The following is a 15,985-nucleotide window of genomic DNA, read 5'->3' as shown; positions in this document are numbered from 1 at the left end:
GATACTACGCTTGCTGACCTTTGCCACCGCCATTCCTTTTGTCACGACACCGGGTACTGCACACGCTTCCATATTCTCTGGCGGCGGTGAGGATCGCCTGGTCATCGACGATGATCAAGACGCCTATTCGATTCCAAATCTTGGTTACAAGCCCGGCGCTGAGGCTATGCAAGCTCCGGAAAGACGGCAGGGAGTATTCCACGACCTGTGGCATGGTTTGGATTGGCGTCCAATAGGGAGCCGACTGAATCGCCAGGCCAATGGCGTCGAGGAGCTACAGGATGCTGTGGCCGGTCTTGCGAACTCTAGCGCCAGCTCAGCTGTGAGGGAGTGGTTCTCCAGGCATCATGCAACCGCAGAGCTGGCCATGGGTAGCGGGGTGGACGGATACCGCACGGGCAGTTTCGATTTGCTTCTCCCTCTTGTAGATACCAATGAGCAGTTGTTTTTCACCCAGATGGGGATGAGACGATCAAGCCTCGGTGCCGACGACTACCGCAGTATCGCCAATGTAGGGCTGGGCCTACGCCGTTCAGTTGACCGCTGGATGCTCGGGATGAACACGTTTTACGACCGGGACATCACAGGCCGTAACTCACGGCTTGGTCTGGGTGCTGAGGCCTGGACTGATTACCTCAAGCTTTCTGGAAACGCTTATCGCCGGTTGAGCGAGGATCGGGACAGTGTTTTAGCAAGCAGCAGCGAGCGCTCCGCGACAGGCTGGGATCTAAGGGCTGAGGCATTCCTCCCTGAATACCCGCAGCTCGGCTCCAAACTTATCTATGAGCAGTACTACGGGTCTGATGTCGGGCTTTTTGGTAATACGCTGACCCAGAAGAACCCGAGATCCACCACGGTGGGTATGAGCTATACACCCATTCCTCTTGTATCGCTGAGTGCTGATTACCAACGTGGCCAGGACGGGCTTTCGGAGACGTTCATCACGGTGGGACTGAGCTTCGAGCTGGGGACGCCGATTGAAAAACAACTTTCTCCTCGAGCAGTGAAATCACGTCGACTGCTATCGAATGCACGCTATGACCTCATTGCCAGGCGAAACGACGTTGTGTTGGACTACCATCGCAACGCAGAAGGGTCGATAAAAATCCCAACAGAGCTGCATGGGGTCGCCGGCTCAGTGATGTCGTTTCCGATCACAGTATCTGGTAGCTCGATTCAGAATGTGACGTGGGTGGGCACTGCTGGCCCCTATGCAACCGTTTACGGCGGCGGGGCCAATGGTGGGCTGAGGCTTCCGCCATACAGGGCAGGGGCGTCCAATAGCTACACGCTCAAAGCAGTCGGGACTGACGGTGCCGGCAACCTTGTGCAGTCCAACCCTCTCCAGGTTTATGTTGATTCCCTCAAGCTCACTATCGAACGATCAGTAAGTGTCAGTGCACTACTGGGCTCGACGATTGTAGGGTTCACTGCGACCCTTAAAGGGCCTGATGGGCAGCCTGTGCCCGACAGCGAGATCCGGTGGCGGGTCAGCGGGGATGCAGACGTCATGTCGAAGGACGTGAAGACGGGTAGGGACGGCAGGGCAATCCTTGAGGTGGCAAGCAGCTCCACGCAGAAGGTTCTGATCACCGTCGAAGAGCCGCAGGGTGCCTCTGCCCAGCTCGGCACCATCATAGAGTCGAACTCCGCCCTGGCACTCGATAACCGCAATCCGATCACACCGGGGGAAGTGTTCGAAACCAATATCTAGCAATTGTTCTGTGAAAATCGGTAACACAACGTTGCTTGATCCGTACGCCTGGCATCCATAGACTGACACTAGCGAGACCGTGTTTCGGTCATCAACTGTGGAGATCCAATAGAATGGCCACCCATTTTGGTAAAGCCAGGGGTTCTGCTCCTGCGCACAATCTTGATAGCGCGGGGCTTTCCAAAGTTCTGCGCCAAACCTACCAGCTTCTGTCTGCCACCCTTGGCGTAACTGCCATCGCGGCGCTGATCTCTCAGCAGCTGGGTCTTCCGCATCCGGGTGTTATCATCACCCTCGTCGGCTTTTACGGCCTGTTGTTCATGATCCACAAGACCAAGGACTCGGGGAAGTCGATCCTGTTCACCTTCCTGCTCGCGGCGTTCATGGGCTACTCACTCGGCCCGATCCTGAACAGCGTCCTGCACCTGAGTAACGGCGGAACGCTCATCGCCAACGCCTTCCTGATGACGGCGGTCGCCTTCCTATCGCTGTCAGCGTATGTGACACGCTCCGGTAAGGACATGAGCTTCCTGGGTGGGTTCCTGGTCGCAGGCTTCGTCGTGCTACTGGCCGGCGTCATCCTGGGCATGATCTTCCAGATCCCTGGTCTGCATCTGGCGCTGTCAGTCGGCTTCGTCCTGTTCTCCTGTGCTGCGATTCTGTTCGAGACGAGCGCGATCATTCATGGCGGGCAAACGAACTACGTTTTAGCGTGTGTCTCGTTATACGTGTCAATATATAACCTTTTTTTAAGCCTCCTAAGCATTCTGAGCTCATTCTCAGGCAACAAATGACGGCTTGATCAGCAACGAAAAAAGGCGCCTTTCGGCGCCTTATTTCGTGTAGCAGGGTTCGCAGGTAAGCGAGTGGAGCAACCTTATCCGTGGAAGCTTGGGGAACGGACTTGGCATACAGGCTTAGGAAACGGAGAAAACCTTGGGCCTGTCCGAGTAATGTACCCAATTCTCTTTGGGGTGTCAATATTAGCCAAAAGATTTATGGCGACCTATCCGTTGGAGCGCTGGGTTTCTGGTTTACATTCTGGTTTGTCAAAGCGGGAAAACAGCATATTTTGCATTCGCGATTGGCGTAAACCACGGGACTTATCCTGCCAAATGAGCAAACGTAAACAGGGCGTAGGAGCAGCGGCGATAATGCCCGGTGTTCACCGGGGTTGAGACCTGAGACAGCTGTTTACACGTTCACTTTTGGGTCGTTTTGAGATGCGTAAGATCACCACCCAATGCGCCTAAGGTGTTTACGTTTTTGGCGTACTCATTCAGCGGTTGATGCCTCGCCAGGAGGGCTTGAGCAGTAGCGTGAATTTCCGTTGAAACCTACTCATTGTTCCAAAGTGGTTATTCTCGAAGAAGCGGTCAATACATCTGTCGAAAACCGACTTGTCGCCGATGTCATCGAACTCATGACCGTGTTCTCCGCAAAGCTCTACGGCGCACGTTCCAGGAAAAATCGGCAGCTTGCTGCATAGGATTTGACAGCCTGACAATTCATCGTTATGGTTTCTGTATGAATATACAGCTTCCAACCCGAACCACGACGATTCAGACACGCCTCCCGCGTGGTACTGACGTGTCCGTGATCGCCGCGTTGGACGCCTATGCCGAGCTCTATTCGCGTCTGGAGCGGGTGGCGATAGCGAACCGTTCGAAGGGAGAGAAAGTCGACAAAAACGCTTTCCTCAAGCAGCACGGAATCACCGGGCGACAGTTCAACGCCCTGAGTCGAAATGCCGATGGCAAGATCGACTCGCAGCTGAGCAACCTCGAACACTACATCGCCGAGTGCCGGGCCAAAATCGCCGGGCAAACCAAGCGCATCGAGCAGAAACGCACCCTGCTGGACAGGGCCCTGTTGCCGGGCAGAAAGGCCCGGTTGCTGGACAATATCCGCCAGCACCAGGTGCGCATTCAGCGCCTGCGGGCCCGCCAAGTCGACTTCGAGCGCCAGCTCGAGGCCAAGCGCCCGTCGATTTGCATGGGCAGCCGCAGGCTGTTCCGCCAGCAGTTCAACCTGGTCGAGAACGGCCTGACCAGCCACGCGGAGTGGCAGCACCTGTGGCGCCGGGAGCGCAGCAGCCAGTTCTTCGTGCTCGGCTCCAAAGACGAGAACAGCGGCTGCCAGGGCTGCGTGCTGCTGCCGCAGGATGATGACCTGTACACCCTGAAAATCCGCCTACCGGACGCCTTGCAGGCCGAGCATGGCCAGTTTTGCTACGTCACCGACGTAGCTTTCAGTCATGACCGGCGCTGGCTGGATGAAGCCTTGCAGTCGAATCGGCTGCGCAAGCAGCTGCAGGCGGACTACCGCCTGCGGGCCAAAGACCCTGAGTTTGTTGGGCCGTTGGACAAGGAATCGCGTTACCTGGAAGCGGCTGGGCAGGCCCTAAGCTATCGCTTCGTCCGCGACGAAAAACGTGGCTGGCGCGTGCTGATTACCACCGAACGTAGTGGCCAGACGATCACCACTGATCGGATCAATGGCGCCATCGGCATCGACCTGAACAACCACCACCTGGCAGTGACCGAGGTCGACCGCAAGGGCAACAAGGTCGGCTGCGCCGACCTGGTGTTTCGCACTGACCATGACGTCACCAGCCCGCAGACCGCGACCGCGTTGCAAATGGCAGCGGTGCAGGTCGTAGCCCAGGCCAAGCTCGCCGGCAAGCCGCTGGTGATCGAGGATCTAGATTTCCGGGTGAAAAAGCAGGGCTTACAGAAGGGCCGGGCCGGCGACACCAAGCTGAACAAGGTGGTCAGCGCACTGGTGTACCGCAAATTCCGTGTGATCCTGGAAACCCGCGCCTTCAAGGAAGGTGTCGAGGTGATCGTGATCAACCCGGCCTACACCAGTTTCATCGGCAAACTGAAGTACCTGAACCAAACAGATAACAGTGTTCACCAGGCCGCAGGCCTGGTAATTGCTCGTCGCGGCATGGGCCTGAAAGATCGCCTGCCGCGCCAAAGTGTTGTACCTGTCATGCGTCGACCTTGCACTTTCCAGGCGCCAGAGGATGCCCGGAAAGATGAAGCCAAGTGTCTCAAAAAGGCCATGTCAGCGTACGGAAAGTGGTACACGTCAACGCGGGTTGAAGCTAGGAAACGGACAAAATTGTTCCGCCTCCAAATATCAGCCAGTCTGGAAAGTCTACCTTTCTAGACGCAACGTGCCTCAGCCATCAGACCCCAAAGCGCGCTCGGGGGTCGACCCCAAAAACCGAAATGAGTAGGTTTGATCGGGATTTTAGGAGCGGTTTACATTTTGATGGCCTGATTCTTAGATGTACTCATTCCCAGGCCAGAGGCTGGTGGAGTTATTTGTCCGGCCACACATCGGGGATAGCAATGGAGAACATCGTGTTGAAATGGGTCGCCTTTGCGGCCTGCTCAACAGAAACCATAACCCCGCGTTGATACGAGTTCAGAACGTTGGCCGTGGTCACCGAGCGGCTCTTGCCGTATTCGCAGCTGATGGTAAGTTCTTTGCAGCCGGCGCGTCGTAACTCTTCGAAGAAGGCTAAAACGACTTTCGCGTCAGTCAACGATAACGGGCAATTTGGGTATTCACCCTGGCGGATTGACCGCTTGAGGGCTTTAGACTTTGCCCAACTGCAGAATGGCTCACCCCACCCCAGCAGCGGGCTATACCATTCGCCTCTGACGGCCTCCAGGCTGAGATCTGAGGCCGGAACGATAAGTAGACCTCCCTCTCTGATAGGAACCGGCTGGCGGCCTGCTACAGGCTCTACAAACGCTATGCGGGGTGTATCGATAGAGGTGGCCGGAAAGGAAGGGCACAGCCCGTGACTTTCTGTTTTGATGTTGATCATGCTGCGTCCTGCGTGGGTGGAAGTGTGCAGGAGCCTTTAGGCCAACCAAAGCGCTGATGTGCAATGGAGCGCCATAGCTCCCACCGATCAATCTGATCGTCTTCGAGGGACTTAAACCTCGCTGAGAGGCTATCGTAGCATCCCTTCAGAGCCTCACGCTCCTGGAGAACGAACAACGTTTCGAGTTCCTTCATGGCCTCAGCGTTGTATCTGCCGTTGGTGTCGTAGGCTCTGCGGATGTACTCAGCTGCACCAGCATCATCGAAAACGAAATCGAACTGCTTGAGTACCAGGTAGAGATCGAGATCCGATCCGGTTTTCACAAAATTTCGAATGTACTGGTCACGAACCTGGATATTTCCGGCCTTGCTCTCAAGGCGGGCCGTAAAGATCACAGCTCCGAAAAAATTGGTCTTGGCCATCTCCTGCAGTTCATGCGCAGCCTCCTTGTTTCCTTCTTCGGTCACCTTTTTGTATAGCTCGATTGACCGGTCGGTGAGGGCGTTCACTTGCTCCAGGTGATCATTCTGAATCTTGTCTCCGAGGGCAAAAATCGCCATCGAAGCCAGCCCGGATACGGCGAATGAAATGGCGCCGACAAAAGCTATTTTTTTCAAACTAGGCATTAACGTCTCATTGTTTATGAAGTGATCCCGGCTGAAGTCCATATTTTACGCATCTGAATGCAAAAACCCAGACCGAAGTCTGGGTTTCTTATCGCTAGTGCCGATTACTGCTTAACGGCGAGATCCAGCGAGAGGTCTTTCAGGCTCTTGGCCGCGATGATCTGCATGTAGTCATTCAGATCAGCCTGGCGGGAACCAGCGCCACCGCCCGAAGAACCGGCTGCGCCCATCATGATGCCAGGCACAGGGGCCTTGGAAGCCGCGTCAGCCCACGCTTTGTTGGTTTCAACCCAAGCGTCCAGCTTTTGCTTCAACGCGCCGTCAGCTGTGATCAGGGCCTTTTTGGCGTAAGCCTCAGCGTCCGCCAGCTCTTTGGTAGTGCGGGCTTCGATCACTGCTTTGTCGTAGGAAATGGCAGCTGTTTGTTTCTCGATCTCGGCCCGCTCTTTTTCACGGCCAGCGTCAATAAGTGCTAACTGGCGCTTAGTTTCAGCTGAAGTCGTCTGTTCAACCTGTTCTTTCAAAGCGTTTTGACGTTTTTCTTCAACTTCACGTTCACCACGAGCAGTAACTAGACGCTTTTGCTCTTCTTCTTTTGCGCGATCAAGTCTTGCGAGAGAAAGATCCGCTTGACTTTTTTGCGCATTAACCATCCGATCCTTGAATTGTTTGTTCGGATCTATATCGAGCAGGTTTGCTTCTGCCACAACTACACCTAACTTACGAAACTGTTGATCAAGTCTTACTGGTAGACCATCACGAAGAACTTTCTCAGTTACGAACTTAGTTGTGTTGTTGTCCCCATACTCACCTTGCTCAGTGCCCGCCTGCAAGATCGCTGTCTTTGATGCTTTAGGGTTGTGCTTAGTGATCTCGCGGCGGTTTACGAGAAAGATACCGTCGGAAATTTGATCCCGGAAATTACTTGCAAACTCAGAGCGACCGCCAGAGTAAAACTCGTCCGCCGTCATCATCTGAGCAGTGGACTGCAACGTATTCTTCATGCTCGGAATCAAGGCCTGCATGATGAAGTTCTCAGGGTTTCTGTAGCCCCGAGCGATAGCCAGGAACTGGTCGCCCTTCGGCAAAATGATGCGCACGTTAGAGTCGACAGTGGCAGTAACGCCGCCCAGGAACGTGATTGGGAAAGAGGTGATCAAAGATGCACCTAGTCCGTCGATGTCGCCCTTCGTTTTCAGAGTAGCGATATCAGAAACAGACTGAGCAGTCATCTCTCGAGGCCATGCTGTTACTGCGCCCCAGCCTTTAATGGCGTAACCCAGTGTGTCGACGACTTTTTCTTCACCCCATACCGTCCGGATGTGCGCCTGATAGCCCGCTTCGTTGTAGTACAAGAAGCCGTTGAAGATGGTCAGGTAAGCACCAAGACCAATGGCCGCAAGACCCGCAAGTTTCAAGCCTTTTTTGGCAAAACCAGACATTTCAGGTTTATCGTACATCGACATAAGTTACCCACCGGACAGTGTGATATTGCAGCTAGAGGGCATCAAAATGCCTGCATCTAACCAAGATATGTAAGTTGTCAAATTTCCCGGCGGATCATATGTCAATAAATAGCAAATGAAAACACCGACATATGCAATTAAATGCCGGTGTTAAAACCTTAACTAATGCTGTTAATTGACAGTCAATTTGACACTAGCCAATGACTATAAATTGCCATCAAGTTGTCACTCGGCCCAACCCAGGCGCTTGAAGATGCCGTTGAGCTTTTCATCAAAGGTCACGGCATTGAAGGGCTTCACCACATAGCCATTCACGCCGGACTGGGCAGCCTCGATGATCTGCTCTCGCTTAGCCTCGGCGGTAACCAGGAGCACCGGCAGATCTTTCAGCCCCTCAGTGGCTCGCACAGCCTTTAGGAGCTCAATGCCCGTCATGACTGGCATGTTCCAGTCAGAGACCAGGAAATCGAACTTACTGGCCTTGAGCTTGGCCAGCGCATCGGCGCCGTTTTCTGCCTCTTCCACGTTGGTGAAGCCGCAATCGCGCAGCATCGTCCGCACAATACGGCGCATCGTTGAAAAGTCGTCGACGACCAAGAAACGCATGTTCTTATTGATCATAATCTGCCCACTGGCTGGATGTTAAAAATGGAGAATCTATGTTATTTCTCAAGTAGTTACTAGGCCGTGGAGCGAAATTTCTACATTGGCCAACCAACTCAATATCAAACTGATAGTTGTATTAAATTGATATATAAGAGGTATATCCATGCCAACTTTTAAGCGCATGTCGCGTGCTGATCTGATGCGCTGTTACCCGGCAAATGCGCCGCTCAACGAGCAGACGATGTCAATTGCCAGGGAGGTCACCGCCCGCCTTTGGAATGAGCGCTGCGAGGAGAGGGGAGTCCCTGCATTGGATGACCGCTCAGGTAGCTGCAAATTTGCCGCTCTGATCGCTAGGGAGATTTTCGGTGGCCGGCTTGCCGGGAATGATGAGCACGTGTTCGTCGTCTTGGACGGCCAGGTCATTGACCTTAACCACGATCAGGCAGACGTGAAAGATCTCGGCGCTGAAGCGTACCTCCAAGACCCTCTAAGCCTGCGACATCCTGACTATCGGGATGCGTTGGGATCTTGTGTGCCCAGGGCAGCGAAATGGACAAAGGTCGCGCTGGAGCAAATGCTCGTAGAGCGTCACACGCTGGTACCTGAAAAGTCATTTTCTGAGCCTTCAGTCAGCCCGTGACTTATCCTGGGTGTGTGAGTTGCTGGTATAGCCGGAAAAACCAAGAAAAATCAATGAATCAGGGGCTTTCGTCAATGTAATGTCTTGCCTCTTTCCCTCATAGTCGAGATGATGACCCTTCGGCCAAATTGCCCGATTCCGCGTCTTAATCTCACGATTTTCTCTAACCTGAGGGTTACCGATGTTCAACGATAAAGCCGAACTGAATGAAGTAGCGCTAGAGCACGGTGTACACCGCTGCCTGATGCCTGACCGTTTTTTGCTAACCTCAAGCAGCGAACAGCTGTGGGCCATGGTGCTGGGTGGAAAGCATGGAATACGTGCCCTTGCTGACAAGCTCAAAAAACATGATGGCTTGACCGACTACCCACGCGAGATGCGCCGTAAAATCGGTTCTGAGTCGATGATCGCCATGATGCTTTGCTCACATGAGTCGAGAGCGATGCTGAGGAGCGAAGGGATACTAGACCCAAACGACTGGAGTGGATGGGTTCTATCGGCGCACACAAAAGCTTTAGCCGGCCACAAAGGGAAAATCGCCCCATCCTGGAAAATAGATTTCAGGAAGTACGCACTGGACTTTTCACAGAAGGTTGTTAAGCAGATGGTCGATCTGCTTGCCCCCTATACAAACATCGATTTCTACCGTGGCTTGGGTCGGGTAGAGCGAGATCTTGCTGACTTCGTCGTAAACGCCGCGCTGTGCAACCTCCACATGGAGGATGGCGAGTTCGTCCATGACTTCATCGAAGAGTACAACTGGCTGATGGAGCGCCAATCGGGATTTGTCCTTGGCTTCAACAGAGCCTACAAAGAAGATCTCCAGTTGGTGGTGAAGGTCGATCTGAGAAACCCTCCCGAGAACATCCCGTTCGCTGAATTCTGGCGCAACTGCCTGAAGTTTTTGTGTGAGAGCACGCCGGCACGGGGCGGCAATTTTTCCGGTCACGAGCTGGTGAGTTCAGCACAGATTCTGCTGAGCATGTGTGAGAACCGCAAACCCGGCATTGTCATCGCCATGCGTGACCAAATCCAGCGTGATGAAAATGACCTGATGAGGGCTATTCGCAGACTCAACCAGGAAGTTGAAATGTCCGGGTTGATGGTTAAGCAAGCCAGCTGGATTGAGGCCCTCAGCAGCCTTGAAACCCTCACGCCTCTGCCAGAATTTCCTCCGCTTTCGAAAGATCTTGCTGCCGTCGTCGATAAATACACGACAGACCGCTCGGCGACTTCAACGCTCGTAAGTCATGATGGAGCACCTTTTGAGGAGTCGCTTCGTGCAATCAAGTCCCTTAAGGCCTCAATCTCCGAGGAAATTCTAAAGCCGGCCTCGGACGTCGAAGTGCTCGGTTCGCTCACTGCCGACCTTAAGGTACACACTGGGACGTTTGAGAGAATTTCAAATTCCCTTGGAACGCTCTTTGCTCAAATCATGAAGTGCAGCATTGGCCTGCGGGAAGATATCGCTCGGATCGTTGAGGGCACAGCTGAGGTTGTTCCAGTCACTCCGACATACCCTGATCTAAGTCAGGATCTCGAACGAGTTCAAACGGAGTCTCAAAGGCTCCAGGCCACACTGGATAACCAGGTCAAAGCGACTGAGGCTGTGCAGGCTACTGTGGAGAAGCTGAGCAATGAGATCAGCCTGGTCAAGGAAGAGAACCACCTGCTCAAACAACGCATGGCTTTCACCCCGCATGAGCCCATTGATGATGAGCCTGAGCTGGATATCCCTGTCGATTTGCATGCCATCATCACGGGTGTCCGGGAACCCAAGCCTATCGAGACGCTGTTGTATTTCGAGCAGCTTGCTCCCGACCGGGTCGTGATTCTTCCTAGCGCGAAACGCTCCGCACTGGAAGCGGACAACCTTCAGCTCGGCTTCCAGTTGGCCAAATTGGTTGACCGGCTGGTCTTCGCCTACCTCGATGCGCTCAACTCCGGTGTGCCGGATGCCGAGGCGCGGAAGATCTTTGGCAAGTCGTACAAGGCTAAGGAATCGGATGGCGTTCGCCAAAATCGCCGGCTGCGATCCCTTCGCGAGTTCTCGTATAACGGGGAGACGCATCTGTTCGAGCGCCACATTGGTATTGGCCGGAACTACGGCACCCAGCACTCGATCCGGCTGTACTTCGAAGTGATCGAAGGCAAGCTGGTTATTGCGTACTGTGGTGAGCACTTGGACTCAGTCCAGACGAATTGACCTATCAAGGCCCTGGAGGATCCAGGGCCAAACTCCTGAGATTCGTAATCGCTACCAGAGAACGTACGCGACGAATGCTGAAGTCATTTTGATCTGAAACCATTCTCCAGGCCTCGTGATGGCCTATATTTGATGCTTTGGGCATCCAATGGGGCAGGGGGCAGAATGATCAGCTTAGCGCTTAGCATCAAGGATACGGAGGACTGGGCGGCGGGATTTTCTGAATTTACCGGCCTGACCAATCAACAGTCTTTGGGTATTTACGCAGAGATGTGCGGCTATCCGACCACAGAAAGTTTGCACAAGCAGATCGGTAAACGTGAGGCCATGCTGGCTGACAAAAAGGAGCTCGGAGAGAACGTATACCTGAAGGCGGTGGAAAAAATAAAAAACCAATGGCTCTACCGGGAGCTTGATGACACCGTTAACCTGATGGTTCATTTCAACCGTGTGCTGTTGACCCATGGGTTCTCCATGGCTTTCACCGCGCAGGTGGTCGAGCAACTCATATCCAGTCGACACGCGTCACCCAGGGCGTTCCCATTCCCAAAGGGGCAGATGTTTGATGGGAAGTTCAAGCCTGAACCCTACTTCCCCAAAACCGATGAGAAGGTTCCGTCAGCTGGCTATCAGGTAGCACCTGACGTCAGTCTTATGCGTTATGGCGTCGACATTTCCCCAATGGAGAGGATGTGGCTCTTCAGCCCAATCAGCGCAAAATCATATGCCTTCGCCTTCAATTACCTCGGATTCAAGGTTGATAGCAAAAGGTATTTTGAAAGGTATGTGCCAGGCAGGCCTTCGTTTTACATCGCTGATAGCACTTCAGAGCTTCCGGTATTCCTGGCGCCATTCATGTTTGACAATCCAAAATTCGGGTCGTTGATTCCGGCGTTCAAGTGCTTTGTTGAGCACTACCAAAATGATTCGATCCAGAAGGGAAGGGCTTTGCTGGTAGCTCATCGACCACACGCCATCCGCAAGAGCGATGGCCAGGGGATGGCGACCATATGGGGCCTGGCTTACGAGAACGGCCAGTGGGCAGAGCTTCCACTGTACATGGGCTCCAAGAGCATCGACCAGATTTTCTCAGATGCGTTTGGGCTGAAGGATATGCTGACATCCACGAAGCCACTGAAGCTCTATGACGAAGACCTCAAGCTCATCACAGCTTGGGGTATGAGTCAGATTGGTGCTTCTGGTAATACGGTTCATTAAGCGTTTTGCAGACAAAAAAACGAGGCGCCTAGCGCCTCGATTTTTCTACCCTACCGTTTCTACCCCCTAAAAAAGTGCACAACGACCATCGCTTACGGCGCGTATGGAAGGGCACGTTTGTGTGCGGTTCTGGCGTATGCGTCGATGATTAAGTTGGCTACTTCATCAGAGACAGGCCTGCCGAGCAGGAAGTTGTCGATGTCATCGTAGGTGCAGCCGTAGGCCAATTCATCAGGCTTTCCTGGGTCGAGGTCTTCGAGGTCGGCGGTTGGGGTCTTCAGCACCAGGTCAGTTGGCGCACCCAGCGCCAGCGCGATCTGACGAACCTGGCCTTTGACCAAACCTGACATTGGAGTCAGGTCTGCCGCCCCGTCGCCGAACTTGGTGAAGAAACCAAAGACAGCCTCGCAAGCATGATCCGTGCCAACAACCAGGCAGCCTCTGTCGCCGGCGATTGCGTATTGGGCGATCATGCGAGCACGTGCTTTGACGTTCCCTTTCACGAAGTCAATCTTGTGCTCGTCGCGAGAGTGTTGGCCGCTCAAAGCGCCCATCATGGCGTCCACAGACTGGCCGATGTCGACGGTCAGGGTTTCATCCGGGTTTATGAAACGCAGCGCCTTCTGAGCATCTTCTTCGTCGCGCTGGACGTAGAAGGGCAGGCGTACCGCGTAGAACTTCGCTTCGTAGCCCTCGGCCCGCAGCTGTTCAACCGCGATCTGGCAGAGCTTGCCAGCCGTGGTGGAGTCGACGCCGCCGCTGATACCCAGCACCAGGCCTTTGGTGTTAGTGGCCCGTACGCGCTCTTTAAGGAACTCTACGCGGGTCACGATTTCTTGGGCCGCGTCCTTGGCATCATCAGTCCACTGATTGACCTTCAGTTCGTGGGCGATGCGGGTGGCCGGGGTGATGGTCATATCGGATTGCAGATTAGCGCTCATTACATGGTCACCTTGTCGTTGATTTCTTTGATGCCGAAAACACTTGCGGCGTATTGCAGAAAGCTCGGGTCTTCACAGACGTTCTTGACTGGATCGTCGGAGAATTTAACAACCGGCTCGCCGTGAACTCGTACCAGCTTCATCACGATGCTCAGAGGCTCTACGCCTTCGACGTCGCACGCCAGGTTGGTACCGATCCCGAAACCGACACGGGCTCGACCGTTAACATGTCGGTGAATGCTCAGCGCCTTCTCGAAGGTGAGTCCATCCGAGAACATTAATTCCTTCGCCTTGGCATCCACTCGAAGCTCAGAGTATCGGGCAAGCACCAAATCGGCCCACTGATACGGCGAGCCCGAATCGTGTCGCAATCCGTCATAGAGCTTAGCGTGGTAGAGGTCGAAGTCCTTATTCAGGAAGTATTCGGTCGAGAAGACGTCGGTGAGGGCGATACCCAGGCGCCCACGATATTCCTTGACCCAGTTTTCCAGTGCAGCTTTTTGGCTGTGGCTCAAACGGCAGTCACTTTGCTGGTGAACCATCAGCCATTCGTGGGCCATGGTGCCGATCAGAGGCAGATTGAATTCGTATGCCAGGGACGGGTTGCTGGTGCCGACAAACACACCGGGGAAGTCACGGCGCATGATGTCGACGACTTCACGCTGGGCCAGGTGGGACAGGCGACGACGAGTCGAAAAGTCCGAAACGCGGAAGTCCGCCAGCTCTTCCTTGGAAGCATTCTTTTCGAGCCACTCGAACTTCTGGTACAGGCGTTCACGCACCTGGGAAAGCTGGACATCTGGGTACTTGTGGCGGTTTCGCAGTTCGCTCACTGTGGCCAGAACAGGGATCTCGAACAGCATGCAGTGCGCCATCGGGCCACGGACACGGATAGCCAGCTGACCGTTTTCATTCGACACGTGGACGTAGCGCAGGTTGAAGCGAAACAGGCTCAGGAAGCGTTGGAAATCAGGAGTCAGGTATTCGCGAAACCGGGAGTCAAAGAGGAACCGGGATTCATCTTCACGAACCTCCAGGTTAGCCAGGTTTTCCAGTTCATTACGCACTTCGGGGATCAGGTACGTAAGATCTTCCTTGGAGCGTACTATTAGTTTGTACTCAACATCATCGACGTGAGGCAACTGGTGGACTACCGCCTGCAGCATGGTGATCTTGTAATAGTCAGTGTCAAGCAAGCTCTGGATCAGAGGCTGGGGCTGACTGCTGTAGCTGTAAGCACTTTCACTTTTCATCTTATTTCCCCTCACCAGCAAATTTGGTCAATTCATCGTTATTGTTCGCCAGCATCGCACCGGCATTTTTCATTTCGGTCAGCGCCAGCTCAGCATCTGCTTGGCTGATGGCTCGACAGGCCGGAAGGAACAGGATCACTTCAAACCCAGCGGTAAGCAATTGCAGCACCGTCATTTTCACGCAATATTCGAGAGCAAGTCCGCCGACGATCACTCGCTTGATCCCCCTCGAGCGCAGTACTTCGATTACCCCGGTGGTCATGGCATCGTCGTGGTAGACAGCGCCGTATGGGTGCAAGTCGAGCTCCAGGCCCTTGTAGATCATGAAACCATATTCAGTGACCTTCGGCAGACCAGGGAGGAGTTCAAAGCCCGGAGTGCCAACAACGCAGTGTGGAACCCAGGTCTTGTCTGCGTGCGGAAGGCCTGTTGGAGAACCCATTTCAGCGTGAGAAGCGACAACCCATTTTGCATTCGGGCTGTGGGCGTCTTTGCTACCAACCCGGAAGCCGGCGAGGGTGGCCATGAAGTTCAGCGCTGGGACGATTTCGTCACCACCAGGAACCGGCAGTTCATCTGGACACAGCGGGCTGAAGCCGCACTGTGGATCTACGTCAAAACTAGCGATCTGGGAAATTGGGTAGTTCATTTCATGTGCCTCCGCTGTCGTCTTGAGATACATAATGCGCGAGACGTATTAAGTAGTCAACAGGCGGATTGAAAATATTTCCGAGTGTCTCTCCATGCCTCTATATAGCTGCGGAGTCACCCTTGTGCAGCGCCTCTATATAGGTGGTTTGCAGGATTATGGAGAATTGCCTGAAACCATAATTCGCGATGATTAGTTTGACGACAAAGAACGTGACGCGTATTATGTCTCAAAAGGAGGGCGGCATGAACAGAGTGAAATTGGCGGTATACGGAGGGGCATTCAATCCTCCACACGCAGGACACGCGCAGGTGATGGCGTCACTGTTGTGCCAGGCAGATCACGTACTGGTTGTGCCTTCGTTTGCCCACCCATTCGGTAAGCAAATGGTGGATTTTGACCTTCGTGTTCAGTGGCTTGAGGAGATCGTCGGGGTTTTCAACGAACCGCGCCTGGTCGTCGACGCCTGTGAGCGCGAGCTGTTCAAGCAGAAGTCACCGATTTTCAGCATTGACCTGCTTCGCTTCATCGCCGAACGCTTCAGCTTGGACAAGAAGGATGTTGCCCTGGTGATGGGTGAGGACAACCAAAAGGTGTTCCACACGTTCTATGGGTACCAGGCCATCATGGACGAGTTCTCGGTCATTACGATGCCTGAGACCATCAACGTTCACAGCACGATGATCCGCGACGCTTTAAAGGCTGGTGGGGACATCCCATCGGATTGGATAGCCCCAGGCCTGAGCGTGGCGGACTACCTTGTTTTCGCTGATACTGGACGGATTTCGTCTGATCAACAATTGAGGAGTGCATAAA

The 15,985-nt window shown here is 53.9% G+C and carries 14 protein-coding genes; 7 read left to right on the top strand and 7 right to left on the bottom strand.

From position 1 onward, the window contains the following. Positions 1-10: 10 nt before the first annotated feature. From DKB71_RS34885 to DKB71_RS34875, 3 genes are all read left to right on the top strand, one after another. Positions 11-1,714 carry an inverse autotransporter beta domain-containing protein gene (locus DKB71_RS34885; RefSeq protein WP_408602269.1) on the top strand — a complete coding sequence of 568 codons (1,704 nt, stop codon included), beginning with the start codon at positions 11-13 and terminating at the stop codon, positions 1,712-1,714. 113 nt (positions 1,715-1,827) lie between these two features. Next, positions 1,828-2,508 carry a Bax inhibitor-1/YccA family protein gene (locus tag DKB71_RS34880; protein WP_408602268.1) on the top strand — a complete coding sequence of 227 codons (681 nt, stop codon included), beginning with the start codon at positions 1,828-1,830 and terminating at the stop codon, positions 2,506-2,508. A gap of 796 nt (positions 2,509-3,304) precedes the next feature. Further along, positions 3,305-4,891 carry an IS200/IS605 family accessory protein TnpB-related protein gene (locus DKB71_RS34875; RefSeq protein ID WP_408602267.1) on the top strand — a complete coding sequence of 529 codons (1,587 nt, stop codon included), beginning with the start codon at positions 3,305-3,307 and terminating at the stop codon, positions 4,889-4,891. 154 nt (positions 4,892-5,045) lie between these two features. Here the strand turns inward: DKB71_RS34875 and DKB71_RS34870 are convergent, their stop codons facing one another. The 4 genes from DKB71_RS34870 to cheY all read right to left on the bottom strand — a co-directional run bounded on the left by DKB71_RS34870 (position 5,046) and on the right by cheY (position 8,274). Next, positions 5,046-5,561 (bottom strand): hypothetical protein, encoded by a 516-nt coding sequence (locus tag DKB71_RS34870; RefSeq protein WP_408602266.1) that lies wholly within the window; start codon positions 5,559-5,561, stop codon positions 5,046-5,048. Next, positions 5,558-6,187, bottom strand: a complete 630-nt coding sequence (locus DKB71_RS34865; protein WP_408602265.1) for a hypothetical protein — start codon at positions 6,185-6,187, stop codon at positions 5,558-5,560. Before DKB71_RS34865 ends, DKB71_RS34870 begins: the two co-directional genes overlap by 4 nt. 104 nt (positions 6,188-6,291) lie before the next feature. Beyond that, on the bottom strand, positions 6,292-7,653 hold the full coding sequence (locus DKB71_RS34860; RefSeq protein ID WP_408602264.1) for an SPFH domain-containing protein: 1,362 nt from the start codon (positions 7,651-7,653) through the stop codon (positions 6,292-6,294). Positions 7,654-7,878: 225 nt separating this feature from the next. Continuing rightward, positions 7,879-8,274, bottom strand: a complete 396-nt coding sequence (gene cheY / locus DKB71_RS34855; protein ID WP_408602263.1) for a chemotaxis response regulator CheY — start codon at positions 8,272-8,274, stop codon at positions 7,879-7,881. 148 nt (positions 8,275-8,422) lie between these two features. Here cheY and DKB71_RS34850 point away from each other — a divergent pair, with 148 nt between their 5' ends. The 3 genes from DKB71_RS34850 (at position 8,423) to DKB71_RS34840 (ending at position 12,326) form a co-directional block, all read left to right on the top strand. Next, a complete protein-coding gene (locus tag DKB71_RS34850) occupies positions 8,423-8,902 on the top strand; it encodes a hypothetical protein (RefSeq protein WP_408602262.1) in 480 nt (159 codons plus the stop codon). Positions 8,903-9,083: 181 nt separating this feature from the next. Then, positions 9,084-11,108, top strand: coding sequence for a hypothetical protein (locus DKB71_RS34845; RefSeq protein WP_408602261.1), 2,025 nt, complete (start codon positions 9,084-9,086; stop codon positions 11,106-11,108). 165 nt (positions 11,109-11,273) lie between these two features. Further along, positions 11,274-12,326, top strand: coding sequence for a hypothetical protein (locus DKB71_RS34840; RefSeq protein WP_408602260.1), 1,053 nt, complete (start codon positions 11,274-11,276; stop codon positions 12,324-12,326). 92 nt (positions 12,327-12,418) lie between these two features. Here the strand turns inward: DKB71_RS34840 and nadE are convergent, their stop codons facing one another. Genes nadE through DKB71_RS34825 form a run of 3 tightly spaced genes read right to left on the bottom strand, consistent with a single transcriptional unit; the run spans position 12,419 to position 15,169 of the window. Further along, positions 12,419-13,243: an ammonia-dependent NAD(+) synthetase gene (gene nadE / locus DKB71_RS34835; RefSeq protein ID WP_408602321.1), complete on the bottom strand. Its 825-nt coding sequence runs from the start codon at positions 13,241-13,243 to the stop codon at positions 12,419-12,421. Positions 13,244-13,266: 23 nt separating this feature from the next. Then, the gene (gene pncB, locus DKB71_RS34830; protein WP_408602259.1) at positions 13,267-14,520 is read right to left on the bottom strand and encodes a nicotinate phosphoribosyltransferase; all 1,254 of its coding nucleotides are present in this window, start codon (positions 14,518-14,520) and stop codon (positions 13,267-13,269) included. A 1-nt stretch (position 14,521) separates the two neighbouring features. Then, positions 14,522-15,169, bottom strand: coding sequence for a nicotinamidase (locus tag DKB71_RS34825; RefSeq protein ID WP_408602258.1), 648 nt, complete (start codon positions 15,167-15,169; stop codon positions 14,522-14,524). A gap of 245 nt (positions 15,170-15,414) precedes the next feature. Here DKB71_RS34825 and DKB71_RS34820 point away from each other — a divergent pair, with 245 nt between their 5' ends. Beyond that, positions 15,415-15,984, top strand: coding sequence for an adenylyltransferase/cytidyltransferase family protein (locus DKB71_RS34820; RefSeq protein WP_408602257.1), 570 nt, complete (start codon positions 15,415-15,417; stop codon positions 15,982-15,984). Position 15,985: the final 1 nt, after the last annotated feature.

It is taken from the genome of Pseudomonas sp. PLMAX (genome assembly GCF_046042685.1).
Taxonomy (GTDB): domain Bacteria; phylum Pseudomonadota; class Gammaproteobacteria; order Pseudomonadales; family Pseudomonadaceae; genus Aquipseudomonas; species Aquipseudomonas putida_AE.
This window is presented reverse-complemented; position numbering and strand designations above follow the sequence as displayed.